This window comes from Mucilaginibacter gracilis, assembly GCF_003633615.1.
Taxonomy (GTDB): Bacteria; Bacteroidota; Bacteroidia; order Sphingobacteriales; family Sphingobacteriaceae; genus Mucilaginibacter; species Mucilaginibacter gracilis.
The window spans coordinates 179438-205499 of record NZ_RBKU01000001.1; the positions used below are offsets into that span (position 1 = coordinate 179438).

The following is a 26062-nucleotide window of genomic DNA, read 5'->3' on the forward strand; positions in this document are numbered from 1 at the left end:
CAACTATTTCTTTTTCCTGACTGATCCCAAAAGGATTTCGGCCATAAACCGTTCCTTTTGGGATTTCTTTTTTAAATGCTTTGCCGGAAAGTGCAGCGTATGTATCTCGCTGATCTTTTTGGTAATGTCGGAAAGCATGGGTATTGAGTTTAGCAAGCCCTCTAATTGCCGTTCTTTGGCATCTAGCTTTACAATTAGTTCTACTAAACGCTGGACTATCAGTTTTACTGGTATATCTCCGCGTTCAATTTGTAATAACAATTCGGCTATTTCCGAATTTTGCTCTTTTACCTTTTCTGGCAGCATAGTTCTCTCTAAAACACAAATTTGATTTATATTTTTATCGAGATACAGCAGTTATGCAAATCGGTGATAAATTTAGCCAATTGGCCATTGACAGAGCGGGTTAGGATTTCTTTTTGTAATAATCAATCAATAGTGACTCGAAATTTAGATTTTTAAAATCACCGATATTATGTACAATTATCTCCTTTAATGTATCTCTTATAACTTTATGAGAGGTTTTGGGAATAATCTTAACTATGTCATTTTCGTCACTATAAAAATAGAAGTCGATAAATTCATGATCCAAGGCATTACCAGTTATCACCCATATCAGCGGTGAATTGAATTTAGACTTTAAGGATCTTGAGAGATTTTTGGTATCCTTAAGATTTATTTCCCATGTAAGGTCAGATAGTCCAAGAAATAAATGGAATATAAAATCAATAGCAAGTAACTCAGAGGATACATCGAAAAAATCTACTTTTAATTTTGAAGGATTAGCTATTATAAAATGCTGAGGAATTATAGATTTATCAGTTAAAGTCTCTTGTGACTGCGACCTCACTTTTAAAGGAGTTTTAGAAATTCTAAAATTAGGAATAGAATATGGAATTTTATCATGCTCAATAAACATGGTTGATATAGCTTGAACCTTCAATTTAGATTTAGTTGTTTCACTTAGCGTTATAATTCGCAATTGTTCGCATTCGATTTTGGTGATAAGCGCTATCCCATAATTGACTTTTCTATCCTCCTCGACGCTGAATGATAGTAATTTAGGATATTGATACGCTCCATAATTTATTAATTCATTTGAAAACGGATCGTTCTTTCCTCTGTTTGAAAGTTCTCTTATAATAGGAGTAAAACCAATAGTGCGTAATAATTCTAATAGTTCGCCGATACTGAAATGTTTTCTAACAAAAATATCTTGAGAAAATACGCTATCTCTTTGAATCTTCTTTAATTGATCAATTTGATTAAATGCCTTTTCAAACTCTTTCCTTATGGCCTTCTCCGTTTCATATTTCCATTGATTGAGTAAGTGTACAGGATATGAAGACGATTCTTTATCAATTATTGTAGAACATGCGATGCATAACCATAGGCCATTTTCTATAGATGCTCTCTCTTGGGGTGTCATTGTTACATCATACCTGGCTCCACCTGGGGATGCGGCTTTAATATGGGCAGCTATTCCTATCGTCGTCGAACTTAGGTTATTTTCCGAACTCGCCGCTACTGTCAATTTCTGGCAATCGGGATTTGAACACCTAAAAGCGACCCTTTTGCTTAAAACTTCAATGGTTTTTTTCGAAAAGCCATGTCTTGAATGTTTCATTTGATATCCCCCGTAGTGATATTGTTTAAGATTAATGCCAAATTACAATCTAAATATCGTTTAAAACATTATAATAGATGTTGATATAGAGATAGATGAAAAAAATCTTTCGCCACATCCCTTAACTCCCATTTTACCAATCCCATCCCCTCAATTTTGGCTTAACAAAACAACAAGCCATGATACGAAATACCATCATCCAAAAATTACACCATCAAAAGCACATTCCACAAATACACAAAACGACCGTCCATAGCCGCCGCAAGGCCGGCACAACCCTGCGCCCGTTTGCACCTTTAGGTGCCAAACAAAACGCTGGAAATCCGAAGGACTAACAGCAACGGTAAGGGCAAAAACAACAAACTAAAACGAAGTTTTACCAACGACCGCAAGGGAGCGAACCAAACACACCAGTGTTTGGCAAGATGTACGTTTGTCTACACAAACGGATCTTGCCCGCTCCTTTCAGTCGGGGAATGACCGCTGCGGAACTTGCGGTCATGGAATTTAAAGGTGTATTTATGGGCAGGCCAAAGACAAAAAACAGGGAGCAATTATATACAAAAGTGGTGCGGACAAGGGTAACTAAAACTAACTATCAACGCCTTGAAAAATTACTGGCTAACAGCAATTGCCACTCTATCGGGGAAGTAGCGCGAAAGATCCTTTCCAAAGAGAAGATACTATGTCTGTATAAGGACGTTACCCTAAGTGGTACAATGGAGGAATTAGCCCGTATCAGAAAGGAACTTAAAGCCATTGGCATCAATATCAACCAGCTCACCCGTGGTTTTAATAGCTCCCGGAACGAAGCAGGGCAAGCCTTTTATACGCAAAAAGCAATTGAACGCTCGAAGGAGATCGACGGGAAGATTGACCGCCTGATGATCCTGGTCACTTCATTAACAAAGAAATGGTTGCAAGAATAAAGAGCGGTAAAAGCATCCGGGGCCTGCTTAACTATAATGAGAACAAAGTGACCGCCGGATCAGCGCAACTCATTATGGCCAGCCTGTTCGGTACGGAACTGGAAAACCTGAAATTCTTTGACAAGCTGAACCGCTTCCAGCATCTAACCGAACTCAACGACCGGGTGAAAACTAACTCGGTACACGTTATGCTCAACTTCGATGAAAGCGAAAAACCCGACACGTTAACCTTACAACAGATCGCCACGGCATACATGGACAGGATCGGTTTTGGCGACCAGCCTTATCTGGTATATAAACATAATGATGCCGCGCACGCGCATATTCATATAGTAACTACAAATATTGAAGCGGACGGCAACCGGATCAGTTTACACAATATAGGTAAAACTTTATCCGAGCCTGCCAGGAAAGAACTGGAAACAGAATTTAACCTGGTTAAAGCCGATAGCAAAGCCATCAGTAAGGCCAACCGGATCAAACCGATAGCTTTAGAAAAAGCGGAATATGGCAAGACACCCACCAAACGTGCGATTACCAATGTGGTCAGCGCGGTGGTCAGCCAGTATAAATTTACATCGCTGGCTGAATTTAATGCCGTATTAAAGCAATTCAATGTTATTGCCGACCGTGGCAAAGAAGATACCCTGATGTTTGAAAAGAAAGGGCTGATCTATTCGATATTGGACGAGAAAGGGAATAAGATCGGGATACCATTCAAAGCCAGCAGCCTGAATGATAAGCCGACTTTAAAAAACCTGGAAGCCAGGTTTTCACAGAACGAAGAAAAGCGCAAACCATTTAAAGAAAACCTGAAAGGAAATATTGATAAAGTATTCAGGAAATATAAAGGCATCACTAAAAGCACCTTTATCAACGAATTGCAAAAAAGAAATATCCAGGTTGTATTCCGGCAGAATGAACAGGGTATTACTTACGGGGTGACTTTTATAGACAACTTTAATAAGACCGTATTCAATGGCAGCGACCTGGGCAAAAGCTATACTGCAAAAGGGCTAACTGAAAAATTCGGCACCGTTGATCAACTGATCAGGCCAACCTACCTGCCGGCCACCCAGAAAACGGATTATTTAAAAGCTGATGAATCTACAGATCAATACCTGCAACCAACGGCATTTGACAAATTGCTCCATAACCTGATGGGCAAAGGCGGGGATGGCGGCGCGCCGCTCGTTACCCGCAAAAAAAAGAAGAAAAACGAACAGGCTAAAGGATTATAAACACACCAATTTAAGGAGGACATAGTATGAATACAGGGGAAGATACCCAAGGACTACGCAAGATCATCGATTTTACCAGGCTGATCAGCATATTTATATTGGCGATACACTTTTATATCGCCTGTTTTACAGCATTTCAGCAATGGCACTTTACCGCAGATATTACCACACGCATCATTAGTAATATCGCTAAAACAGGATTATTCAATAACATCTGGAAACCCAAAGTAGCCGCTCTGCTGATGTTATTGATTTCTCTGGTTGGCGCTAAAGGTAAAAAAGAGGAAAAAATAGATAAACGCGCGATTGTAGCCTATTTGCTAAGTGGCCTGTTGCTCTATTTCATCAGCCAACTTGCATTATACCTGTCCGCACCGCCAACCTTAATTGCGTTCATTTATATGGCAATCACGGCAATCGGCTACCTTTTAATACTGACCGGCGGCACATTATTGTCGCGCCTCATCAAGATTGGCTTGCAGGACGACATTTTCAACATAGAAAACGAAACATTTCCACAGGAGGGACGGCTTTTAGAAAACGAATATTCGGTCAACCTCCCCGCTACTTATAACCTGAAAGGAAAGCAGCATCAAAGCTGGATAAACATCATTAATCCGTTCAGGGGTACACTGGTTACCGGTACGCCTGGTTCAGGTAAATCTTACTTTGTAATTCGCCATATCATTACCCAGCATATCAAAAAGGGCTTTACCATGTTCGTCTATGATTTCAAGTTTGACGATTTAACTAAGATCGCGTACAACACGCTTTTAAATCACCGGGAGGGCTACAAGATCGCGCCGAAATTCTATGTCATTAATTTTGATGATCTCAGCCGTACCCATCGCTGTAATCCGCTTGACCCGCAAAGTATGCTTGATGTAACAGATGCCAGCGAAGCGGCTACTACCATCATGTTGGGGTTGAACCGCGAATGGATCAAAAAGCAGGGTGATTTTTTCGTGGAATCCCCGATCAACTTCGTTACGGCCATTATCTGGTACCTGCGCAAATACAGGGACGGGCGGTATTGTACTTTACCGCATGTGATCGAATTGATGCAAGCCGATTACGATCCTTTATTTGCCGTGCTGCAAGAGGAAGAGGAAATTAAAGTATTGATCAATCCTTTTCTATCCGCTTTCCGGCAGGGGGCCAAGGAGCAGTTAGAAGGACAAATCGCCAGTGCGAAGATCAGTCTGGCCCGTTTATCATCACCGCATTTATACTATGTTTTATCCGGTAATGATTTTACGCTGGATATTAATAATCCCGCCGCGCCAAAGATCGTATGTATCGGCAATAACCCACAGAAAACACAGATCTATGGTGCAGTGCTCTCCTTGTTTGTCAACCGCCTGCTTAAACTGAATAATAAAAAGAACATGCTGAAAAGCAGTTTAGTGTTTGATGAATTTTCATCGATTTTTGTAAATGGCATTGATACGCATATAGCGGTTGCCCGTGGTTACCTTTCGGCTACAACGTTGGGTTTGCAGGATTTGAGCCAGTTGAAAAAGGATTACGGACGTGACCAGGCAGATGTAATTATGAATATCGTGGGTAACGTGATCAGCGGACAGGTTACGGGGGATACGGCCAAACAGTATTCGGAGCGGTTAGGCAAGATCATGCAGGACAGGACAAGTATCAATATTTCAAGTGAAGACACTTCGGTCAATAAATCAAAGCAACTGGATTATGCGGTGCCGGCTTCAAAGATCGCTACGTTGTCTTCAGGGCAGTTTGTTGGAATGGTGGCCGATGATCCTGATAATAAAATAGCCTTGAAGATCTTTCATAATGAGATACAAAATGATCATGTTGCTTTGAAAAAAGAGGAGGATAACTATAAGCCTATACCGGTAGTAAAGCAGGTATCAGCGGAAGAAATACAGGAAACGTATGCTAAGGTCAAAGAAGATATCAATAATTTATTGTTTACGGAGTTGGCGATGATTAAGGCAAGGAATGAAGCGGAAGCCGAAATGGGCGGTGCATCGGCGGTTAACCAGGCTAAGGAAATTTTAAATCAAAAAATTGAAGAAAAAGGTAATCAGCAGTCGGTATCTATGTAGCTACAAAAAATAAAAGTCTCCGAACGCTCGCCGCCGGAGACTTTCAACCTAAACCTTATCACAATGCAGACAGGATGCCTGCATAATTTTAACGACAATATATTGAAATTTATTATCGGTCGTACTAAGCCGGGATAAACATATTCTTGAAGATGTCTATTCGCTTGCGCTTAAATTTACCGACTTGGTATTGTCCTGTCCATTCTCTGTAATCCGATTTCAGGAATGCGGGGTTGGTTTTGTCCACATGTCCTGATTCTGCCAGCTTCTCTACTATCCAACGGAAGTAGTAATGATTAAATAAGCGCAGGAACTCTGTAAAATAAATATCTGCCACCCTTCTGTTTCCTTTAATAATGATCATGTTCTCATCATTGGTATCCGTTGCGGCTTTACTGAAATTGGCAGAACCGGTTACGACAACGGGTACCTCGCTCAAAGGATCTTTTAACAGGTATTTCGTATGGATATACATCACATGCGTATTAAGATGGAGATTACGGTGTTGGTTTCCTTGACCCATTTATATACCGGGTTTTTGGACAGGTCTGATCCTACTGCCTTGACTATATTGTTCTTGTACACGTAATCCGAGATATCCTCGTCGTTCTTTTCCAGCAGGATGAATGTCAGTGCACTTTTATCGTCGTTATCTGACAATGCTTTTTCAAAGAATGGATGAACAGAAAACGCGAATGTAATACAGCCGCAGGATTTTGCGGAATCAAGGAGATCTGCGTAGAACTGTAAACTCTCCAGGTTTTTGCGGGGGCTGAATAGTGTGGTAACGCCATCCGGTATGTTATTGATCGTGATATTTTTTTGAATGTTCTCATTCCCCGTTTTTAATCCGGCAGCATCTGGATCATCTTTCAGTTCGTTCCAGTATTTCATGTATTGCTCGCTTACCGTTGTATTCTCTACATAGTGGCCGACATTACTTTGCCCAAAGATTCCACCATCAGAAAGGTTAGTCGAACCGGTCCATAATAATTTCGTTCCATCTGCTTTGATGATGACCATGAATTTGTTGTGGCTGAGGTAACTTTTGTTACGCTGCCGGGGGATCAGGGTTACATTGGCAGATTGATCCAGTTTAGCTATTTTGATAGATCGTTCGGATTCTTCTTTAGGGAAGCTTTCCACCATTTTACCGGTTTTGCTGTCCAGGTGTGCGTTGTCCTTGGCATCGTAAATAATATGCAATTTGGCTCCTCTGTCTGCAGCGGTTCTGAACTGGTTTAATATTTCATCGTTGCTGAACTCATAAAAACAGCCATGCAGGCTGTCACCGGCACCAGCCTTATCAATAAAGACGATCATCGCTTCTTTTAGCCCCCTGGACAGCCAATCGAATGCTTTTCCGTCAGGGATTTTCTCGGGGGCCTTATTGCCGAATTTATTGGTATAAGCCTGGCTGGACGCTACGCCACGGTTAAAGAACACGCTATGGTCGTTTAATTTATAGAGTGGTTCGGTTTCAACATCTATTTTAAATTCCGGCCCTCTGCGGATATTTTGTGGCTTATCATATAAAGGTGTAAAATGATAAGTATATTTTGTTCCGGGATCTGCGGTGAAATCTTCCCAGGTAAAGGATTGTATCGGGTTATCGTAAGTGGAATATAGTGCTCCGGGTACCGGGTTTTCTACGCGTTCCTGGAATACCTTGAATCCCATGACGGTTACTTTGATATGTTCGCCTGTCGGTTTGTTGTACTCCTTGTCAACAGTAAAACCGAGTAAGTCGGTCATCGCGTCATCGTTGCAATCTACGGCAAATGCGATGGTATGTGTTCCGGTAACTGCAAACAGCTGGAATGTTCCGGGTACGGATTTAAATCTCATCGTGAAAAAGTTTAAGGAAGGTTAGAAGATCGTTTATTGTTGTAAATATAAGAATATCAATGTGATATAATAAATAAAAATATGTTAAATAATTAATGTTACCATATATAGCCAGTGTTTTTAAAGAGCTGCTTAACACCTAATTCACAAGCAATTGTTTACTTTACGCCGGATTTTTGGTAAATTCGTTATTAATAAACAATGGCGGCCTATAGCACCTTTTCTGATACGGAGTTGTTTGACTTATTTAAGTCAGGTGACCATGCTGCGTATAAAGAGATCTATAACCGCTACTATGCTGCGCTATATATTCACGCTTTTAAACGTTTACAAGAGCGGGAAGAGTGCCGGGATATAATTCAGGAGTTGTTTACCAATCTTTGGTTAAAGCGAGCAGAAACAGAACTTAGCGGCCAGTTATCAGGATACTTATATACTTCAGTTCGAAACCGAATATTTGACCTGCTGGCACGGAAAAAGTTAAAATCTTCCTATCTCAATTCCATTCAGGAATTTGCTGCAACCAACCATATTACCGCCGACCACCGTATCCGTCAAAATCAGTTAACGGCCATTATTGAACAGGAAATACAAGCCTTGCCGACGCGAACACGTGAAATCTTTGAATTGAGCCGTAAGGGCCACTTTACGCATAGAGAGATAGCCGAGCAATTAGACATTTCAGAGCAAACGGTAAAAACAACGGTGAATAATGCGTTAAAAGTACTCCGGGTAAAACTTGGTACAATGTTTTTCCTGTTATGACAATAGAGCCTGCAAGAGTTCTAAAGGCAATTGAAAAGTTGGAGCAGATTGACCCAACACATGAATTTGCTTATGAACGGGCTTTCCTTGCTTTTCTTTCCGTAAGAAGCTTGCCTGCTGTAGTATATCCTTTTCATAATGAATTGATACTTTATCGAACCAGGCCGCACGATAATGATGTATTATTTGAGGATATCAGTGAGATTACCAACCCTAAGCCTCATTTAATTAAGAATTTTGCCCGGTGTAACCGTCCATTCCAATCGAAATTTTACTGTTCTGAAGATCGTCCTACCTCTTTCATGGAGCTTGTTAATTATTGGGTGTCCTATAAAAAACCAGGTGATCATTTATATGCCACGGTTGGTCGATGGCAAATTAGCGGAGATGTTCCAACCTTGATTGTTACTTCTCCTGATAAAGAACTGAGAACATCAGACTTTGATCTTTATCATGGAAGCCATTATGATGAGATAGTAAAGGAATTTGACAAGCCTACGCAAGAGGCAAGCCATATTTTTTACAGGTATCTTTATGACAAGTTCCGAAAATCTGCAAAAAATGACCCGTTAGTTTATATTATTACAGCTGCCTATTGTAATACGGTCCTTGCTTTGAATGAACCTGGAATTGCAGCGGTGTGTTATCCAAGTGTGCCATTTGGCGGGCAGGGCATTAATTTCGCTTTTAACGCTGATTTTTTCGCGCCAGAACGATTCCAACTGACCAATGTAATGCGAAACCGTTTCAAGGTTTATGCTTTACCAGATAATTTATTAGGCTTTCGTGAAAATGAGGCTATTGATGCGAAAAGCATTGATTTAGCGACCGGTAAAATTATTTGGTGATTTTTTTAAATTGTTTTACCCCCAGCGATATACTTCTTCGTCTTTAGGGGTAATATGCAACAAACAGATATTGAACTACTGTTAAAAAAATATCAGGCCGGTGAATGTACACCGGACGAAATCGCTTTTCTTGAAAGCTGGTATGCCCAATGGAATCAGAAGATCCCACTCTCTCTCTCTGATGATCAACTCGCGGAAGATCTCCGGTTGATCAGTTCGAATATTGAATCTTTACACGAACGCTGGCGAGCCTGATACCAACCGTGTGGCAGCGGCCTGGTTCGGTTCCTGTATCTTCTTAGTAGTGGTAGCAACGGTGATCAAATCGTTCTTCGGCTTATAGGCCAGTCGTTAATGTAAACATAAATAATCACCCATAAAAAGGCTTTCAGTAACCGTCCCCAACCGGGGACGGTGCCGAGGGCCAGGAAGGAGAAACATGAGTTCAGTATATGAAATTAATAAAGGGATAAACAAACCTTTAATGTTCAAGGGGCTGAAAGCGCAATACATCGGCTATTTAGGTGGCGGCTTGCTTTGCCTGCTTATCCTGTACGCAGTATTGTATATCAGCGGGCTGAACAACTATATCTGCCTGGTGATTATCGGTGGTTTAGGAACAGGTTTGATGATGTCCATATTTCGGTTTAGCCATAAATACGGACAGTATGGATTACTGAAGAAAAGCGCCAAACGGAGCATTCCCACTTACCTGAAGTTCAGGACGAGGAAATCATTTATTAATCTTAAAAAAGGAAATTAATGGTCAATATTGAAAATATATTACCGGTGTATAAAGTGGAGAACGGCTGTATCGTATCGGTACAGGGTGATATTACGGTTGTGTTTAAAGTAACCCATAAGGATATTTTCACCGCTTCCGCTGATGATTACGAGGGTGCGCATCACGTACTTGTAAAAGGGCTGAAAGTATTGCCTAAAAATACGGTCTTTCATAAACAGGATATTTTTCTCAAAGCAAAACACCAGGCCAAATCTGATGCGGATGCAGGTTATCTCGCCCAGACAGGCGAAGCTCATTTTGAGGGCCGTCCTTACCTGGAACATACCTGTTATATCATGCTGACCAAAAAGCCGGACGACCGCAAGGCGGCCAGCAGCGGTTATTCGGGGCTGATGCGTAAAAGGGTTGTTCCCAAACAAACTACCGACGAAAAACTGTTCCTGGACTTTATGGAAAAGGTCGGCGCGTTTGAGCAGATCCTTTCCGATAGCGGCTACCTTGATTTAAAGCGGCTGACCGATGATGAACTGGCCGGAACGAGAACCAAAGCCGGGATTATCGAATCTTATTGTTTCCTGCTTTCACCGGATGAAAAACCGATGCTCAAAGATGTACACCTGAAGGACGAGATCAGGATCGGTGATAACCATTGCCAATTATTTACCTTATCAGATGTGGAGGATTTGCCATCACTTTGCGGCAGCCGGGTCAATTATGATAAATACAGTACTGACAAGAGCAATTTCAGTATCGGCTTTGCCTCTCCTATCGGTTTACTGTTAGATTGTAATCATTTATACAACCAATACATTTTTATAGGTGATGCACAGGCGACCTTAAAGGGTATGGAGAAAAAGCGCTTACGCCTGCAATCCTTATCGGCTTACAGCCGGGAGAACGCCATCGCCAGGGATGCGACATCGGATTTTCTGAACGAGGCGATCAGTGAACAAAGGCTGCCGGTAAAAGCGCACTTTAATGTGATGGCCTGGACGGATGATAGGCAGGCTTTACAGCCGATCAGGAATAAGGTCGGTTCTGCAATGGCGCAAATGGATGCGGTTGCCCGGCAGGAAACGGACGGGGCCGCGCAGATCTGGTGGGCAGGCTTACCGGGAAACGCGGCAGACTTCCCGATGAATGACACCTTTGATACGTTCGTGGAACAGGCTACCTGCTTTATGAATATGGAGGGCAATTGCAGTTCCGATGGCAAAGGTATCCGTTTTGGGGAACGCAGCCACGGGAGGCCGGTTTATGTTGACCTGTTCGACAAGCCGATAAAAACAGGTTTGATCACCAACCGTAATATGTTTATATGCGGCGGTTCAGGTGGTGGTAAATCCATGACCATGAACCACATATTACGAACGCTTTACGATGAGGGTACGCATTGTGTAACCATTGATATAGGTGGCAGCTATAAAGGTTTATGTACACTGGTTAAAGGCTATTACTTTACTTATACCGAAGAAAACCCGATCAAATTCAACCCTTTCTATATCGGTAAGGGTGAGGTTTTGGATATTGAAAAAAAGGAAAGCCTGAAAACGCTGTTGCTTGCCCTTTGGAAACGGGAGGATGAACGCTATAACCGTTCGGAGTATGTAGCCATATCCGGTGCGATCACCTTATACTATGAACACCTGAAAAATAACCCGCTATTATTTCCCTGCTTCAATACCTTTTATGATTTCCTGATGCTGGAATACATGCAGGTGATGGAGAACGGCAAGGTGAAGGAAAAGGATTTTGATATGGGTAACCTGCTTTATGTGTTGAATCCGTACTACAAAGGCGGTGAGTTTGACTACCTGTTAAACGCTACCGAAAACCTCGACCTGCTGAATGAGCGCTTTATTGTGTTTGAGTTGGATGCGATAAAAGGCCACGAAGTTTTATTTCCGGTGGTGACCATTATTATCATGGAGATGTTTATCTCCAAAATGCGCAAGCTGAAAGGCAAACGCAAGATTTTGGCCATAGATGAAGCGTGGATCGCGATAGCGAAGTCGGGTATGGCCTCTTTTATCAAGTATCTTTTTAAGACCATCCGTAAGTTCAACGGGATAGCCGCGCTGATCACGCAGGAAGTTGACGATTTGTTGAGTTCACCTATTATCAAAGAAACGGTGATCAATATGTCTGATACTAAGCTGTTACTGGATATGCGCAAGTTCATGAACAAGTTTGACCGTTTGCAGGATGCTTTAGGCTTGTCCGAAAAGGCGAAAACGCTTTTATTGTCGGTCAATAAGGCCAACGAAAAAGGCCGGATGTACCGCGAGGTATTTATCGACCAGGGCGGGCAGGAACTGAAAGTGTACCGTAATGAGCTATCCGTTGCAGAATATTTGGCCTACACGACCGAAGAATCCGAAAAACTGCTGGTTGAGGAATACACCGCCCGTTGCAACGGTGATATGGAAAAAGGTATTGCCCTGCTGATCCGGGAAAAGTACAGTAAATCAATTAACCATTAACCATTTACCAATTAACAAAAATCATGAAAAGGATTATTTTATTAGTCAGTATAGCTATTGGCTTAACCGCCTGCAGCAATGGCAATAACAGCAATGCAATAACTGAGTTTATCCCCGGTACTTATGTGAACCAGGCGCAGAGCGGGTACAGTGTGGCCAATGATACTTTAATTATTGACAAGGCGAAGAACACCGATAACATTTACCTCATTACCCGCAAGACAGGTTATCGCCGGATAACCGACGGCAAACTGCAACCCTTGCAGCACCAGGTCAAACGCTGGTCAGGGACATGGGATAACCAAAAGCAGATCCTGGAGGTGATGCAAACCCATACTTTCCTCATTTTTCAGCCAGACAAACGGAACCTGCTTAACGGGGTAAGCGAATACTGGAAGCTTTAGTCACTATCTAATCAACAAATTCTTTAACTATTTAAACGCCCCTTCAGGGGGGTAAGGGGGGCCTATGAAAAAGTATATGGTAATTCTACCATTATCCGCAATGACATTATTCGTGGCATTGCCCAAAGGTGCAGACGCACAATTTATTATTGCCGATGTGATTAAAGCTGCCATTACTAAAGTGATCAAAGCGATTGACCTGAAAGTACAGCGGCTGCAAAATCAAACCATCTGGCTGCAAAATGCGCAAAAGACGGTAGAAAACCAGTTGCACAAATTTAAACTCGATGAGATTTCTGAATGGTCACAGAAGCAAAAAGACCTTTATGGCAAGTACTATAAGGAGTTGCAAACGGTAAAATCAGTGATCGCTTATTACGAGCGCATCAAAGATATGACGAACAAGCAAACCAGCTTATTGAACGAATATAACCATGCCTGGGGTCTGCTTCGGAACGACAAACATTTCAGCGGGGATGAACTGACTTATATGCAGAAAGTTTACCGCGGTATCCTCGAAGAAAGCGTGAAGAATCTGGACGAACTCATGCTGGTCATCAAGTCCTTTCAAACGGAAATGAGCGATGCCAAAAGGCTGGAGCTGATCAATGCCGCTGCCGACCGCATGGACACCAATTACAGCGACCTGCACCAATTCAATAACCAAAACTACATGCTCAGTGTGCAGCGGGCCAGGACTGAAAACGAGGTCATCACTTTAAGAAAGTATTATGGTATCAATTAAGCTAATCAAAAACGCCCTCTTTAGGGGGTTAGGTGGGCTTCTGCTTTTGCTCTGTTTTTCTTCCGCTGTTAAGGCTCAAACTTTTGCTGAATGGTGGTCACAGAAAAGCACCCAAATAAAATACCTGGAACAGCAGATCATCGCCGCGCAGGTTTATTACGGCTACCTGAAACAGGGTTACAATATATCGCAAAAAGGCCTGGGCGTAATCGGTGATTGGAAAAATGGCGAGTTGAATTTGCACAAGGATTATTACAATGCTTTGAAAACGGTTAATCCCGTTATTAGAAATAATCCCAAGCTAAACGCTATTGCTGAATATGCCGGTGCCATTCCGGGCCAATTTGACCACCTGCAAAACCTGCCGGGGTTAACTGCCGATAACCGGGCGTACATCAATGCGGTACGAAAAAAGGTATTGGCTGAATGCAGTAAGGATTTGCAGGAACTGGAATTGGTTGCTGTAAACGGCAAAGCCGAAATGACCGACGATGAGCGTTTGTCCAGGCTGGATAAATTATATGACAGCATGAAGGACAAATTCGCTTTCACCGTATCCTACTGCAACCAGGTCAGGACCTTATTTCTTCAAAAACAGCAGCAGTTACAACAAATACAAACAGAAAGGAGGTTTTATGAGATCAATTAAAATGTCAATAGCTGGATTGTTTTGCCTTGCGCTATCTGCATTCAACGTGACACCGGCCAAAGCGCAATCATTCGAGATCCAGCAACTTATACTGGATGTGGCCAAACTGGCGCAGTTCAAAAGTATCCTGAGCGAAATGTATGATGGCTATACCATCCTGACCAAAGGGTACGGTACTGTTAAGAACCTGACCCAGGGTAATTTCAACCTGCATGAAGTGTTTTTGGATGGGCTTTTACAGGTTAGCCCTGAAGTAAAGAAGTATCAGCGCGTAGCTGATATTATAGCCGATGAAAGCAGCATCCTGTCGGAGTACAAAAAGAAATATAGCCGTTTTCGGAACAGCGGGAGGTTCAGTATCAGTGAACTGGATTATATCAGCAATATCTATGAGCGGTTGACCAGCGCTGCCTTACACAACGCCGCCGACCTGGCCGATGTGCTGACCGCTTCGAAGCTGCGCATGTCGGATGATGAGCGGTTAAGCGCCATTGACCGGATCTACCTGGACACGAATGACAAACTGCAATTTCTCCGCAGCTTCAACAGCCGGACAAGCATTTTGCAGGCACAGCGGCAAAAGCAAGTTAACGAAACGCAAACCCTTCAAAATTTATACAGGCCATGAAAAAACTGAAAATGTTATTGGGCCTGGCCCTGTTATTATTGGTGCCGGGCTTATCACATGCCGAGGGTATAACCGATACCCTAACCGGGATGCAACCGGTACTGGATCATGTGTATCAACAAATGCTGCCGTTATGTGCTAAACTGATCGATGTTGCCCAGGGCATTGCAGGCTTTGCCGCCCTATGGTACATCGGTTCAAGGGTTTGGAAGCAGATCGCGCAGGCGGAACCCATCGAGTTTTACCCGCTGATCAGGCCATTTGCCTTGGGGATTGCTATCGGTCTTTTTCAAACATTGGTTATCCCGGTCATGAACGGCGTTTTGCAGCCGGTCGTTGCGGTGACCAATGGCATGATGAAAGATAGCAATTCAGCGATTACCTAACTACTGAAGCAGAAACAGGATGCGGTAAAGAACAGTACGCTATACCAAATATATGTAGGCGATGACGGCAACGGTTCGCAGGAAAAATGGTACAAATACACCCATCCAGATGACCCCAATGGTAACAACGAGGGGATCATTGATGGTTTAGGTAATGATATCAAGTTCTTTTTGGATAAGCAATCTTATAATTTCAGGAACAGCATTAAGCAGTGGATGGCTGAAGTTCTGGAGGTGGTGTATGCCGCATCGTCTTTATGTATCAATACCCTGCGGGTTTTCTTTTTGATCGTGCTGGCCATATTGGGGCCGCTGGTATTCGGCTTATCGGTTTTCGACGGGTTCCAGCATAGTTTAACGCAATGGTTCGCCCGGTATATCAACATCTTTTTGTGGCTGCCTATCGCCAATATCTTCGGCAGTATCATCGGTCAGATCCAACAGGAAATGCTCAAAATGGATATTGCGCAGATCCAAAGCCAAGGCGATACTTTTTTTAACCAGACCGATGTAGCTTATTTGGTATTTCTCCTCATTGGTATTGTAGGTTACTTCTCGGTGCCGACAGTCGCCAATTTCGTGGTACATGCACACGGTCATAACGGCATGTTACAGCGAGTTTCAGGGATAAGCAGTACTGCCGTGAGTACAACCGGAAGCATTGCCGGTGCCACCGGTTCAAGAGCCTTGAACGGTGCCGGGAACATTGCCGGCCTGCCCGGCAATATTGCTGACGGTTATTCAGGTAAGGCTGGCGGCAAGGGCACCCACGGTGCCGCAGGTCGCGCAATGGGCAAAACAGGCGCTTACGCCTATGATAAATTATCGGGTCATTAAACTTATAACTATGTTTCAGCAACTCAGAAATATCGACAGTGCTTTTAAGCACATTAAACTATTCAGCTATCTGCTGATCGGCGCTTGTGTACTGATCTCCTGCTTTGCGGTTTGGAAAAGCTACCAGAGTTCGGATAATTACAAAAACCATATTTATATCCTGGCGAACGGTAAGGCATTGGAAGCCTATGCCGCCGACCGCAAGGATAATATACCCGTTGAGATCAGGGATCATGTAAAGATGTTCCACCATGACTTTTTTACCCTCGATCCCGACGATAAAGTAATAGAGGCCAATATTACCAAAGCTTTGTATATGGCCGATGGTTCTGCAAAGACAGCTTACAGCAATCTGAAGGAGAGCGGTTATTACGCCAACCTGATCTCCGGCAATATCAGCCAGCAGGTGGAAGTGGACAGTATTGCGCTGGACATGAACCAGTACCCCTACTATTTTAAATGCTTTGCTACGGAAAGGCTGATCCGTGCTACATCGACCGTTACCCGCAGCCTGGTTACCCAGGGTTATTTGCGGAATGTATCGCGGAGCGACAATAACCCGCATGGTTTCCTGATTGAAAAATGGGAAACGCTGGAAAACAAAGACCTGTCCACTCAAAGCAAACAGCCATGAAAGTATTGAAGCGAAACAGGCAGGTTGCAGCAAAGTACAGGCAGCAAGTTATCGGGAGACTTAATGAATCGGTGGTTAAGCGGCAACGCGTACTGGCTGATTTCCTCGACCGTAAAACCCAGCATTGGAATATTGCTTCTAAGTTTTTATTCCTGTTAGGCATCTGCCTGCTTTTGGGCGCGCTAAGCTTAAGCCTGATCATCCGGGCATTTTACTAATTAAATTTTTAACCGCTGCGATGCAGCACAAAACAAAACCAATGAAACAAAACACAGCAGCTAACACGCAGCAACAGGAAAAGCAAAGGAAATTTCTGCTCATCCTGCCTTTATTGATCCTGCCATTCCTGACGTTAGGCTTTTACGCTTTAAGTGGCGGTAAAGGCGAAGGAAACGCACAGGTTCAGCAACAGGGCATCAATGCAAAATTGCCCGAAGCGCAGTTTAAAAATGAAAAACAGCAAACCAAAATGGGCCTTTACGACCAGGCAGCAAGAGATTCCGTATCGGAATCCAATAATACCGTTAACCCTACTTTTGGGTTTACGGATGAAAAGAGCGGCCAACCATCAACGATTCGCCGGTCAGAATTAACGGCAGACGACCACGAGCAGGCGATCAAACAAAAACTGGCTCAGATCAGTCAGGAAGTTAACAGGCCGGAACCGGTGGTTAAGCCCGCAGCAGTTCAGCAGGGAACAGACCCCAATACCGAAAAGCTGGAAAAATTGTTAAAGTCCGTGCAACAGGGTAAAACTGAAGATCCCGAAATGCAGCAATTAGGCGCTTTACTGGACAAGATACAGGCTATCCAAAACCCCGGCCTCACGCTCAGTAACCTGAAAGCAAGTTTACCACCTGTTAAAGACACCGCGTTTAAAGCCATTCCGGCAATCATTGACGGTTCCCAAAAAGTATTGCAGGGCGGTGTTGTTAAACTGCGTTTAACCGATACCATGCACTTGAAAGGTTTGGTATTCAATAAAGGGCAATTGCTTTTTGGTAACTGTACCATCGTTAACCAGCGTTTATTACTGGATATCAAAAATATGAGGATAGGTATCGCTATTGTTCCCGTCAATCTAACGGTGTATTCCTTAGATGGGATCATCGGCCTGAATGCACCCGAAGCGGAATTAGCCGAAGCCGCAGGCAGTGGCACCGACGATGCTTTACAAAGTATGCAGTTCCTTTCCATGGATCAATCCCTGGCAACACAGGCCGCAGGAGCGGGTATCAGTGCCGCCAAATCTTTACTCGGTAAAAAGGTTAAGCGCATAAAAGTAAAGTTGGAGGATAGCAGGCAGGTGTTACTTCGTAACAACGATAACAAGAACCGCTAATAGAATTAACCATCATTCTTCACCAATAAAATAAACACCCAATATCATGAACTTAAATAATTTGCAAGACCTCCAAAGGGAGCTTAAAGACTTTGGTTTTAACCCCAAAGTTACCGATGAGTTGGAAAAGAATATGAAAGCCCTACCCGGTCATTTTACGTTGAAGGATCAATTGCCGGGGGATAAAGGCATTGTGGATATGACACTGCATTTCCACAAATCCGGCCAATCGGATAACTACGCCTTTAACAAGTTTGAAGTTACGGCGGGTAAAGTGCCGCCTACCATAGAAAATCAGCATTACATGGTGATCAGTGCCGACAAGGAAAAGCCAGATAAATTCCTGGTGAAAAATTTTGAAAGCCCCAACGAAGCGTTGGACTTCTTTAAAAAGCAAAAGGGCACGAGTGAACTGGCCGTTGGCGAAAGCGCAGAGGTTAAACAAAACCTGGCCTCTATGAAAGACGGTAAATTAAATTACGTCAACCCTGATTTCAGGCAGGCCTATTTTAGCCCGGCTGTTTCTCAAACCTTTTATATCAAAGATGGAAAAGGTTATTCCGCTACGCAGGCGGCCAACCTGGTTCAGGACAGAACCGTGTACAGGACTGATATGATGACAAAAGAAGGCGATCCTTATAAAGCTTGGGTCAGGCTTGACTTTGATACTAAGAAGGATGATTACGGTAACCATAAGTTCAAACAGTTCCATCACCCGACCTACGGTTTTGATATGGAAAAAACATTGAACGCTTTTAAGATCAAAGAACTGGCCGAGCCGGAGAAAAAAGCTGAACTGATCAGGGCGTTTAATAATGGTGACCGGGTAGCTGTGACCGCTATCGGCAAGGATGGCAAAGAAGCTAAGGTGATGGCTGAAGTAGTACCCCGCTATGGCAAACTTAACTTCTTTAGTGAAAAAGGTGCCATGATGAAGCGGGAACAATTTACAAAAACAGTTGCCGTAGAAACCAGCCAAAACCGCAGCCAGTCACAAAACAAAGCACAGCAACAAAGTCAAAGCCGGGGTATCCGCTAACCGGCAGGCATTCTATCCTTATTGAGTAAATAACAGATTATATAACCATTAATAATTTAACACCATGAAAAAGTTCCAGGAATTAAAAGCAATTATTGCCAATGCAGAAAGTGATGCGGTAAAATTTTATGAAAAGGGCAACAAAGCCGCAGGCAGGAGGTTGCGCGCCGCAATGCAACAAGTCAAACGCACTGCGCAAAATGTGCGTATAGCAGTAACAGCAAATAAAAACGCGAATTAACGTAAATGCTTGTACAATAATGCCTGTCGGGTAACGCCGCAGGCATTATTGTATTTCTAAATAGCAGGCAGACTAACGAAATTTCGAATAGTTATCTTTCCAGAAGCTGTACTTACCGTAATCTTTCAAAATGCTCGGATACTGGTCGGTATTACTTGCTTCTACCATCGTACAGCGGTTTGCCATCACTTCTCGCGTTGCCCGCATATTGGCCATTACCATTACATAGCCATTAAAGGGCGTTTCCGGATAGGCAGAATCTTCTTTTTTCCACGTATCCCTAATCTCATCCTCTGTCAATTCAGGCATACTGACATAGTAATCATTTAGGTCCTTAACGATCTGCTGATTTGCAGTATAATTTATAAAGTCTTGCAAATCCCCCTGGTCTAAGGTTCGCTTAAAAATCTTGAAATGATTTTCCGAAATAAATAAGCCTAACGAGGGATTATAGCCCCATTTGCTCACAATATCTTTCGGATGAAGAAGCATAGGATAAGAAATATAATACGACCATAGTACGGCGGAAAGAACCCGGTTTAAATTGAGCCAAAACAACAATGAATCCACCGTATATTCAAAATGCATTTTTCCGTTAGACCTGATCGAATGCTCAGGATTGAAGGCATGGGATGAATTGTTTGAAAGACTCTGAATTAAAGCTTGTATTTTAGCCTTTATCGGTTTACAAAAACTGTCTTTAGGAAGGAATTTGTTGATCATAACCTGATTACTGGGACATATCCCATTTTTCAGATATTCAGTAATTGGTTTGTACGAATGCGTTTCTTCGCATTTCCAATAAAAATAACAATGCCTGATATTGAACTCTAAAATTGTTCGTACAAGATGATCTGACGCTTTCAGTAGATTGTTAAATCCGGCATAGAAATATTCACGGATTAAACTTAATCCCTCATAATAAAAATAGTTTTGTGCTGCAAACGCATCTATGGAATAATCATTATAAATGGTTCCGGTAAATATGTCTTGAACAGCACATAGAGCGAGAATATTGAATTTCATTTGCTGATAATTACTGCGGTATGGAAATTCAGTATCGTCCTCTAAAATTTCAAGCACCAGTTTGCCTTCTTCTGAAATCTTAGAAAGATCCAGGTTCAAAATTTTAACTAATGGTGTGCTACAGTCGTCATCGTAATCCGCAAATGGTAAAATAGTAATAGATTCTAAAAAATGACCATTACCATTAGCCAAAATCTTTTCGATGAACTCGTCCCTGCTCATAAAACTATCAATTATTTAAATGCATTTTTAGACTTGATAAACTCATACAAAGCGATGATGATTTCTTTTAAATGTGGAGATTGTTCAAAATCTGACCATTTAAATGTCTTGTCCATTGTTTTCCTGTGAACAAAATCCGCAAGCCCTTTTTTATAATAACTGTTTAATGTACCACCTGTATCTGCTTCAAAGTTTCTAAAACCGTTTTTATAGCTAATCTTGTCTTTCAAGTGTTCACCCAGTTTTACGTCAATTGAAATAGGAAAACAAGCTTCCACTTCGGCAGGATCACATTTTAGCCCTAACAAATATTGTTTGATGATATGCTCAGGCAGCAAGTTTTCAACTTCAGGAACACCAGTCTGCCGATATTTAAAATTAGATCGGTCTATTGCTTCATAAGCATCATGCTTAACTTTATTAAAATCGCTATCCGCTAAAAGAAAAACATTGGCATTGATAAAGTAAGCCTCGATTTTAGTATTAATATGATTGTGTATAGCCTTACTCTCGCTAAGGGCATACTCATGATCAAACCCATAATGAATTAGGTTCTTTCCTCCATATTCAATAAAGGAAAAATGTAGCCCCTCTATCGGTTGAAATGACGCTTGGACTACGCTATTACAAAAAGCGTATAGAAAACCTTGCAGATAGAATCTATCTGTTACACCCTCCACCCACAACGTACAATTGCTAACTAAAACGGAAGTATTAAAAACACCTAACATTTCCAAAGTATTATACTCATTGCCGTTGAATGTTTGAATATTGGACGAATTCTTATCCCTGCGACTAAAAACCAGCATTTCCGCGCTATTGCTCCCCAATAAAGCTCCTGAAAGAATATGATTTGAATGCGTATTAATGAATATTTTTAACTTTCTTTTTCGGATTGCTTCATTTTCAGAAATCGTCTTGATTAGAATATTCTGATAGCCGGGGTGTAAATGAGTTTCCGGTTCGTCAATAAAAATCCAACTACCCTCATCTGCTGTAAATAAAGGGAATAATAAATTGATAACCCCCTGTACACCATCACCTAGGTGATGCATCGGAACGTCATCTAATTCGTTTGGTAAACTGATTTTGATGTTTCTTTCATTTGTTCCTGAAGTTTGATGAGCAACAATATGAATGTCCGATGATTGAAAAAAAGTTTCGCCTATAAATTTTTCAAAGATTTCATAATCCTTGATTTGTTGCTTACTGCCATTTCTCGCATAAATGATTCGATCATATAACTTATAGCCGGTTTCTATCGTCAGTTTATTGGGCGGTTTGGGAAAATACTGGTTGAGGATGGTGTTCTCGAAAATATCAGCCCCAACGCCCGAAATTGGCCTTGATGTCCGTAAAACAGGTATATAAATCAAATTGGGACTTTGTTCTTCGAACTTCAGACTGCTGATAAGCGTAAGATAATCTCCAACTCGCTGAATCACTTTTAGTCTTAAATCACAGTGTGGTACAAGATCCCCTTCCAGTTCTTGAATTGTATAATGAATATTATCTATGATCGTAGGTGAAATTGGTTTTTGAACGAATTTTCCGCCAATGTTTTGAGCGTCTATGTAGATTGCTTCCAATACTTTTGCGGTTTTTAGCGTGCGGTGAACTATTGTCCACATCGTTTTAAATTGATCATTAGATCCGAGCGCCAGCAAAGTCTCATTGATGTTCTTTAAAGAATTTTGCAGTTTAGCAAAGTCTATTATGTTGCTATTTCCTGCTTCATCCGTAACGTAATCCTTTACTGCTTTATAATCTCCGTTAGTGCCTGCACCTTGCGGAAAGATCAAATAAGCCAATTGAGTGTTTATGCTCAGCCCGGGTATGCCTGCTATCTCATCGAAAATCTGCTGGCTATTAATGTAAGCTTGGTTCAAATCAAAATTGCTTTCAAAGACGGCTTTTAGTTCGAGTTCGATCACCCGTCTTAAAAAGCGGCTTTTCCTGCTGTTATTTGCGCCAACAATAATATTCAGTTCTTTAATATTGCCTAAAAAATGGGCTTCAAGGTTATCCTTATAATATTCATTTACTGTTCTTGGCTCATACAACCTTAAATACCTCATTGCGTTTTAGATAATTGAAAAGGATAAATTTAGTATTAATATTCATTGCGGTTTTATTATTGCGGTTTTTGTTTAATATTGAATACCTATAACCAGCTTTGATCATGAGAGCCAAATTTGAAGAGAAAACCTACGAAAACTATTTTAACGCCGAATTAGATACTAAGACCGATATATTCTTTCCGTTAGGGCAGGTACAGGAGGGCTATTTAGGCTTTGATTCATCTGCATACTCCAGGAGTCGCAGACTTTGGCGAAACGTTGGTTATCCATTTTGGTTTTACCCCCATTTTGGCGGCGTAGACTTGCGTGAGATCGCTGACGAAATGGAACATCACTTGGGCATTGCTATCGATGATATGCCTCGTATGAAAGCAAACCTTTTATTTCAGTACAAGCGACCGCAATATATAACCTTGTCTTCTGGCAGCGAATGGGGACACTGGAACCAGCCATACTTTAGATACGATATTTACCAGGAACAGCAGGATTTGCTTATGCAGATCCATCAGCAATTTACCGATAGGCTGTTAATTCTATACGCATCGCCTACTGCGCATGATATTAACGTACTCGTTGGCAAAAAAAAGAATAACGAAATTATCAGCTCATCAAATTTCACCGAGTGCCACAAATTAGATGGGCACCACCGAAATACGTATGTAGAAGCTGGCTTACATTCAATAGCTTGCAGCGACCCTGAAAATATAGAAAAACTCGACCTTTTAGGTCGATTGGAGCAATTCTCAAATAACGACAATAAAGAACAACGCAACCGCGACTTCATTATTAACTTTAGGAAAAGGCTGATTAGTATTGTTGCAGAAAACGCTTATTACGGGCAGTCACTAAAAATCTTGGAAGAAAACCTACCCAAGGTTTACAATTATGAATTGTTATATAGCTTTCTTGTTATGCAAAACTTTAAAAACTTAACCGGTGTGCAATGGCTGGTGAAAATTTAATGCCGAAAGCTGTGTTGAAATAATAGTGAAACCTAATCTGATTAATACATTTGATACATGCCTGTAAGTAAATCCGTTAGTAAATTCCGCAGTCTGAGTAAACAACAATGCTTAGATGTTTATCCGAGTATTAGATTGAATGCCGCTAAACATTTTCATGCCGCTAAACTGCTTGCCGCAAACCTGGATTTTGGTAATGGCATCGCTCACCTCATCCTTGGCACGGAGGAACAAGTTAAAGCTGCGGTACTCATGCTACAAGCTTATGATTTCCCGGTTAGGGATATCAAGAACTATGATAAGTTATTTTACTTACATGCGGCCAGGCATAATGTGCTGAAGGAATTTCACTCAATTTTTGTCTTTGCCGACAGTGTTATGAAATACCGCGCAGTAAGGCAACGAACAAAGGGTGGGGACAATTTCGCTAAAATGTTCATGGATGGTCTGTTAGCTGTTAAGGATGGCCTTGAAAATTACCAATGGTGGGATAGTGCAGACAAACTCAAACAAAACTGCTTTTATTTAGACTATACGGATGAAGGCATGATTGATCCTGCAAGAATTGGTGTCCTGCAATGGGAAACCACTTTCAAATTTATTACTAAGGTTACTCATGATCTACAAGAGCTTACAGAAACCATCGTCGGTGCATCTGGTAAAGAGCTTGCGGAGTTTCGTCAGCAATTCATCGACGGCGAAATCGGCGACCTGATGGCTGAATCAATTGTGAGGAAACGGGTATGACGGCACCACCTTTTGTTTTGATTATACTCTGATTACGATTTTATCCAAGTATTTTTACCCAATATTACTACTTTATGTCTGTCTGGATTTTTGAATTATTATCCCCCACTTCAAATTATATACACAATCTTGCAACATCTATGCCTTCAACAGATATATTGATTGCAGAGGATAATTATGATGATTATAGCGCCCTTCAGTATATTTTTGGGTCAATACATCTAAATCACATATCTGATTCTACGGAAGCATATAATAAAGCTTTACAGCTTAAACTATTAGTTGATGGTGCATCGTTTTTGGTTTATGAAGATAAACAGGCCTACCGCCCTATTAAATTGGGACGAATACGGGAAGGAGACGGTTATTTCTTTACAGTTGCTGACCAGATAACACCAACCCGTTTTGATGTTGATTTTTCGATTAATCCGGTGGTCGAAAAGGAATCACAATCGACTGTTGCAAAGCTTATTCAATTGGCACGGCAGAACGAATTTGTGCTGAACATCCTATTAATTTTAAGTCAGGGCATGGATTTCAGAAACCTTTACCAGGCGCTTGATGAGTGTAAGTCGTTTCTCAAAGGAAAAAGGAAGATTGAAAATATCGGCATTGACAATGCAAAATTAAACAGGTTTACGCATACGGCGAATAATTTTGCAACAATTGGCTTATTATCAAGGCATGGAACGCTTGCGCAGCAGCCGCCGGCAAATCCATTGTCATTATCAGAATCACAGGAATTAATAACCGATCTGATCAGGATTATTTTACGGGATTATTTTGATCTCAAAGAATTTCAGATGGAAAAAATAATACTGGCAGGCAATCTAGATGATTTATTTTAAAATCAGTCTATTGTTTTAGCAATGACCTGAAGTATGCGAATTGCAATTGGTAAGAGGACATTATCTAAAACTGATTAAAAAACACCGCATTCTTTACCAAATTGAGTGCGGTATAATAGCCGAGGTCAGGCACAGCACGGTGTTGGAACACCGGTTCTCTCCATAGAATGTCGAATTTGGCATAATGCTGCGGCAATGCAGTTTTCTCAAGAATCAAAGATTGTACGGGCCACGTTACAAACTGATCTGCGGTGACATCAATGATGTGAGTTTCATTTTCAAGCCAAGCATGCGAATGCGATTCCAAGTCGTTCCATGCAGATATGAGTTGATAATTACCAAATAATCTTTCTTCTAACAAAACGCCCAATAAGATCGACGCATCCATGCAACTACCACGCGGAAAGTCATGAAAGCCGACATAAGAACCTTTGACATCATCTTGCTCGAATGCTTTCCTCACCTTAATAATAAATACTAATAATTCTTCCACGTTTAATTTGTTTGGTGACTTTCGTTTTACACAATATTAAAGGTGAATATAAGATTAAATAACTCACACCTCCAGCCGCTTCATTTCGTTCCTCAATTCAGCCGCTTCGCTGCATTTAAAGACCCAGCTTCGTTCCTGCGCCGGATCTTTTTCATTTTTACGGCTTCGCTTTTTTAAGTTTTATAAACTGATTCCTTTTTACCCTCCTCGA

The 26062-nt window shown here is 41.7% G+C and carries 30 protein-coding genes and 1 pseudogene; 24 read left to right on the forward strand and 7 right to left on the reverse strand.

What is annotated here, in order from left to right; translation table 11 throughout:
• Nucleotides 1-3: 3 nt before the first annotated feature.
• On the reverse strand, nucleotides 4-306 hold the full coding sequence (locus tag BDD43_RS00715) for a hypothetical protein (protein WP_121195702.1): 303 nt from the start codon (nucleotides 304-306) through the stop codon (nucleotides 4-6).
• A gap of 100 nt (nucleotides 307-406) precedes the next feature.
• Complete coding sequence (locus BDD43_RS00720; RefSeq protein ID WP_121195703.1) at nucleotides 407-1627, reverse strand: hypothetical protein; 1221 nt, start codon at nucleotides 1625-1627, stop codon at nucleotides 407-409.
• A gap of 179 nt (nucleotides 1628-1806) precedes the next feature.
• Here BDD43_RS00720 and BDD43_RS29830 point away from each other — a divergent pair, with 179 nt between their 5' ends.
• The 4 genes from BDD43_RS29830 (at nucleotide 1807) to mobC (ending at nucleotide 5878) form a co-directional block, all read left to right on the forward strand.
• Nucleotides 1807-1962 (forward strand): hypothetical protein, encoded by a 156-nt coding sequence (locus tag BDD43_RS29830; protein WP_162846946.1) that lies wholly within the window; start codon nucleotides 1807-1809, stop codon nucleotides 1960-1962.
• 165 nt (nucleotides 1963-2127) lie between these two features.
• Nucleotides 2128-2556 carry a mobilization protein gene (locus tag BDD43_RS00725; RefSeq protein WP_246001374.1) on the forward strand — a complete coding sequence of 143 codons (429 nt, stop codon included), beginning with the start codon at nucleotides 2128-2130 and terminating at the stop codon, nucleotides 2554-2556.
• A complete protein-coding gene (locus tag BDD43_RS00730) occupies nucleotides 2541-3797 on the forward strand; it encodes a relaxase/mobilization nuclease domain-containing protein (RefSeq protein WP_121195705.1) in 1257 nt (418 codons plus the stop codon). The genes BDD43_RS00725 and BDD43_RS00730 overlap by 16 nt, the downstream gene beginning before the upstream one ends.
• Nucleotides 3798-3823: 26 nt before the next feature.
• Nucleotides 3824-5878, forward strand: coding sequence for a conjugal transfer protein MobC (gene mobC, locus BDD43_RS00735; protein ID WP_121195707.1), 2055 nt, complete (start codon nucleotides 3824-3826; stop codon nucleotides 5876-5878).
• A 124-nt stretch (nucleotides 5879-6002) separates the two neighbouring features.
• Here mobC and BDD43_RS00740 read toward each other — a convergent pair whose 3' ends face one another.
• Both BDD43_RS00740 and BDD43_RS00745 read right to left on the reverse strand, forming a co-directional pair.
• Complete coding sequence (locus BDD43_RS00740) at nucleotides 6003-6353, reverse strand: phospholipase D-like domain-containing protein (protein WP_162846947.1); 351 nt, start codon at nucleotides 6351-6353, stop codon at nucleotides 6003-6005.
• Complete coding sequence (locus BDD43_RS00745) at nucleotides 6353-7726, reverse strand: phospholipase D-like domain-containing protein (protein ID WP_121195709.1); 1374 nt, start codon at nucleotides 7724-7726, stop codon at nucleotides 6353-6355. Before BDD43_RS00745 ends, BDD43_RS00740 begins: the two co-directional genes overlap by 1 nt.
• Before the next feature lie 201 nt (nucleotides 7727-7927).
• Between BDD43_RS00745 and BDD43_RS00750 the strand changes: the two genes are divergently transcribed.
• From BDD43_RS00750 to BDD43_RS00820, 17 genes and pseudogenes are all read left to right on the forward strand, one after another.
• A complete protein-coding gene (locus BDD43_RS00750; RefSeq protein WP_121195711.1) occupies nucleotides 7928-8491 on the forward strand; it encodes an RNA polymerase sigma factor in 564 nt (187 codons plus the stop codon).
• Nucleotides 8488-9339: an RES domain-containing protein gene (locus BDD43_RS00755; protein ID WP_121195712.1), complete on the forward strand. Its 852-nt coding sequence runs from the start codon at nucleotides 8488-8490 to the stop codon at nucleotides 9337-9339. The genes BDD43_RS00750 and BDD43_RS00755 overlap by 4 nt, the downstream gene beginning before the upstream one ends.
• A gap of 54 nt (nucleotides 9340-9393) precedes the next feature.
• The gene (locus BDD43_RS29835) at nucleotides 9394-9594 is read left to right on the forward strand and encodes a hypothetical protein (protein WP_162846933.1); all 201 of its coding nucleotides are present in this window, start codon (nucleotides 9394-9396) and stop codon (nucleotides 9592-9594) included.
• A pseudogene (locus tag BDD43_RS00760) lies at nucleotides 9578-9682 on the forward strand (DUF4134 family protein); the annotation flags it as partial. The gene BDD43_RS29835 and the pseudogene BDD43_RS00760, both read left to right, overlap by 17 nt.
• A gap of 96 nt (nucleotides 9683-9778) precedes the next feature.
• Nucleotides 9779-10102 carry a DUF4133 domain-containing protein gene (locus BDD43_RS00765; RefSeq protein ID WP_121195714.1) on the forward strand — a complete coding sequence of 108 codons (324 nt, stop codon included), beginning with the start codon at nucleotides 9779-9781 and terminating at the stop codon, nucleotides 10100-10102.
• Entirely contained in the window at nucleotides 10102-12567 is a 2466-nt protein-coding gene (locus BDD43_RS00770) for a TraG family conjugative transposon ATPase (RefSeq protein ID WP_121195715.1), read from the forward strand. Before BDD43_RS00765 ends, BDD43_RS00770 begins: the two co-directional genes overlap by 1 nt.
• A 23-nt stretch (nucleotides 12568-12590) precedes the next feature.
• Nucleotides 12591-12971, forward strand: coding sequence for a lipoprotein (locus tag BDD43_RS00775; RefSeq protein WP_121195717.1), 381 nt, complete (start codon nucleotides 12591-12593; stop codon nucleotides 12969-12971).
• A gap of 100 nt (nucleotides 12972-13071) precedes the next feature.
• Nucleotides 13072-13716: a conjugal transfer protein TraI gene (locus BDD43_RS00780; RefSeq protein ID WP_246001377.1), complete on the forward strand. Its 645-nt coding sequence runs from the start codon at nucleotides 13072-13074 to the stop codon at nucleotides 13714-13716.
• Nucleotides 13703-14365, forward strand: coding sequence for a hypothetical protein (locus BDD43_RS00785; RefSeq protein WP_121195720.1), 663 nt, complete (start codon nucleotides 13703-13705; stop codon nucleotides 14363-14365). The genes BDD43_RS00780 and BDD43_RS00785 overlap by 14 nt, the downstream gene beginning before the upstream one ends.
• The gene (locus BDD43_RS00790; protein ID WP_121195722.1) at nucleotides 14352-14993 is read left to right on the forward strand and encodes a TerB family tellurite resistance protein; all 642 of its coding nucleotides are present in this window, start codon (nucleotides 14352-14354) and stop codon (nucleotides 14991-14993) included. The genes BDD43_RS00785 and BDD43_RS00790 overlap by 14 nt, the downstream gene beginning before the upstream one ends.
• Complete coding sequence (locus BDD43_RS30950; RefSeq protein WP_317128736.1) at nucleotides 14990-15379, forward strand: hypothetical protein; 390 nt, start codon at nucleotides 14990-14992, stop codon at nucleotides 15377-15379. The genes BDD43_RS00790 and BDD43_RS30950 overlap by 4 nt, the downstream gene beginning before the upstream one ends.
• A gap of 171 nt (nucleotides 15380-15550) precedes the next feature.
• Complete coding sequence (locus BDD43_RS30955) at nucleotides 15551-16216, forward strand: hypothetical protein (protein ID WP_317128737.1); 666 nt, start codon at nucleotides 15551-15553, stop codon at nucleotides 16214-16216.
• A gap of 10 nt (nucleotides 16217-16226) precedes the next feature.
• Complete coding sequence (gene traK / locus BDD43_RS00800; RefSeq protein WP_121195723.1) at nucleotides 16227-16850, forward strand: conjugative transposon protein TraK; 624 nt, start codon at nucleotides 16227-16229, stop codon at nucleotides 16848-16850.
• Nucleotides 16847-17068: a hypothetical protein gene (locus BDD43_RS00805; protein ID WP_121195725.1), complete on the forward strand. Its 222-nt coding sequence runs from the start codon at nucleotides 16847-16849 to the stop codon at nucleotides 17066-17068. The genes traK and BDD43_RS00805 overlap by 4 nt, the downstream gene beginning before the upstream one ends.
• Nucleotides 17069-17109: 41 nt before the next feature.
• Nucleotides 17110-18192 (forward strand): conjugative transposon protein TraM, encoded by a 1083-nt coding sequence (gene traM / locus BDD43_RS00810; protein ID WP_121201832.1) that lies wholly within the window; start codon nucleotides 17110-17112, stop codon nucleotides 18190-18192.
• Nucleotides 18193-18238: 46 nt separating this feature from the next.
• Nucleotides 18239-19231: a hypothetical protein gene (locus BDD43_RS00815; protein WP_121195727.1), complete on the forward strand. Its 993-nt coding sequence runs from the start codon at nucleotides 18239-18241 to the stop codon at nucleotides 19229-19231.
• Nucleotides 19232-19295: 64 nt separating this feature from the next.
• Nucleotides 19296-19472, forward strand: a complete 177-nt coding sequence (locus BDD43_RS00820; protein ID WP_121195728.1) for a histone H1 — start codon at nucleotides 19296-19298, stop codon at nucleotides 19470-19472.
• 72 nt (nucleotides 19473-19544) lie between these two features.
• Here the strand turns inward: BDD43_RS00820 and BDD43_RS00825 are convergent, their stop codons facing one another.
• Both BDD43_RS00825 and BDD43_RS00830 read right to left on the reverse strand, forming a co-directional pair.
• On the reverse strand, nucleotides 19545-20720 hold the full coding sequence (locus BDD43_RS00825) for a hypothetical protein (RefSeq protein ID WP_121195730.1): 1176 nt from the start codon (nucleotides 20718-20720) through the stop codon (nucleotides 19545-19547).
• Between the two features lie 11 nt (nucleotides 20721-20731).
• Complete coding sequence (locus tag BDD43_RS00830; protein WP_121195731.1) at nucleotides 20732-22798, reverse strand: AAA family ATPase; 2067 nt, start codon at nucleotides 22796-22798, stop codon at nucleotides 20732-20734.
• A 104-nt stretch (nucleotides 22799-22902) separates the two neighbouring features.
• Here BDD43_RS00830 and BDD43_RS00835 point away from each other — a divergent pair, with 104 nt between their 5' ends.
• The 3 genes from BDD43_RS00835 (at nucleotide 22903) to BDD43_RS00845 (ending at nucleotide 25358) form a co-directional block, all read left to right on the forward strand.
• Complete coding sequence (locus BDD43_RS00835; protein ID WP_121195733.1) at nucleotides 22903-23763, forward strand: hypothetical protein; 861 nt, start codon at nucleotides 22903-22905, stop codon at nucleotides 23761-23763.
• Nucleotides 23764-23820: 57 nt separating this feature from the next.
• Nucleotides 23821-24510, forward strand: a complete 690-nt coding sequence (locus BDD43_RS00840) for an AbiV family abortive infection protein (RefSeq protein WP_121195734.1) — start codon at nucleotides 23821-23823, stop codon at nucleotides 24508-24510.
• A gap of 74 nt (nucleotides 24511-24584) precedes the next feature.
• Nucleotides 24585-25358 carry a hypothetical protein gene (locus BDD43_RS00845; protein ID WP_147425537.1) on the forward strand — a complete coding sequence of 258 codons (774 nt, stop codon included), beginning with the start codon at nucleotides 24585-24587 and terminating at the stop codon, nucleotides 25356-25358.
• Nucleotides 25359-25422: 64 nt separating this feature from the next.
• Here the strand turns inward: BDD43_RS00845 and BDD43_RS00850 are convergent, their stop codons facing one another.
• The gene (locus BDD43_RS00850) at nucleotides 25423-25851 is read right to left on the reverse strand and encodes a hypothetical protein (RefSeq protein ID WP_121195737.1); all 429 of its coding nucleotides are present in this window, start codon (nucleotides 25849-25851) and stop codon (nucleotides 25423-25425) included.
• Nucleotides 25852-26062 lie beyond the last annotated feature (211 nt).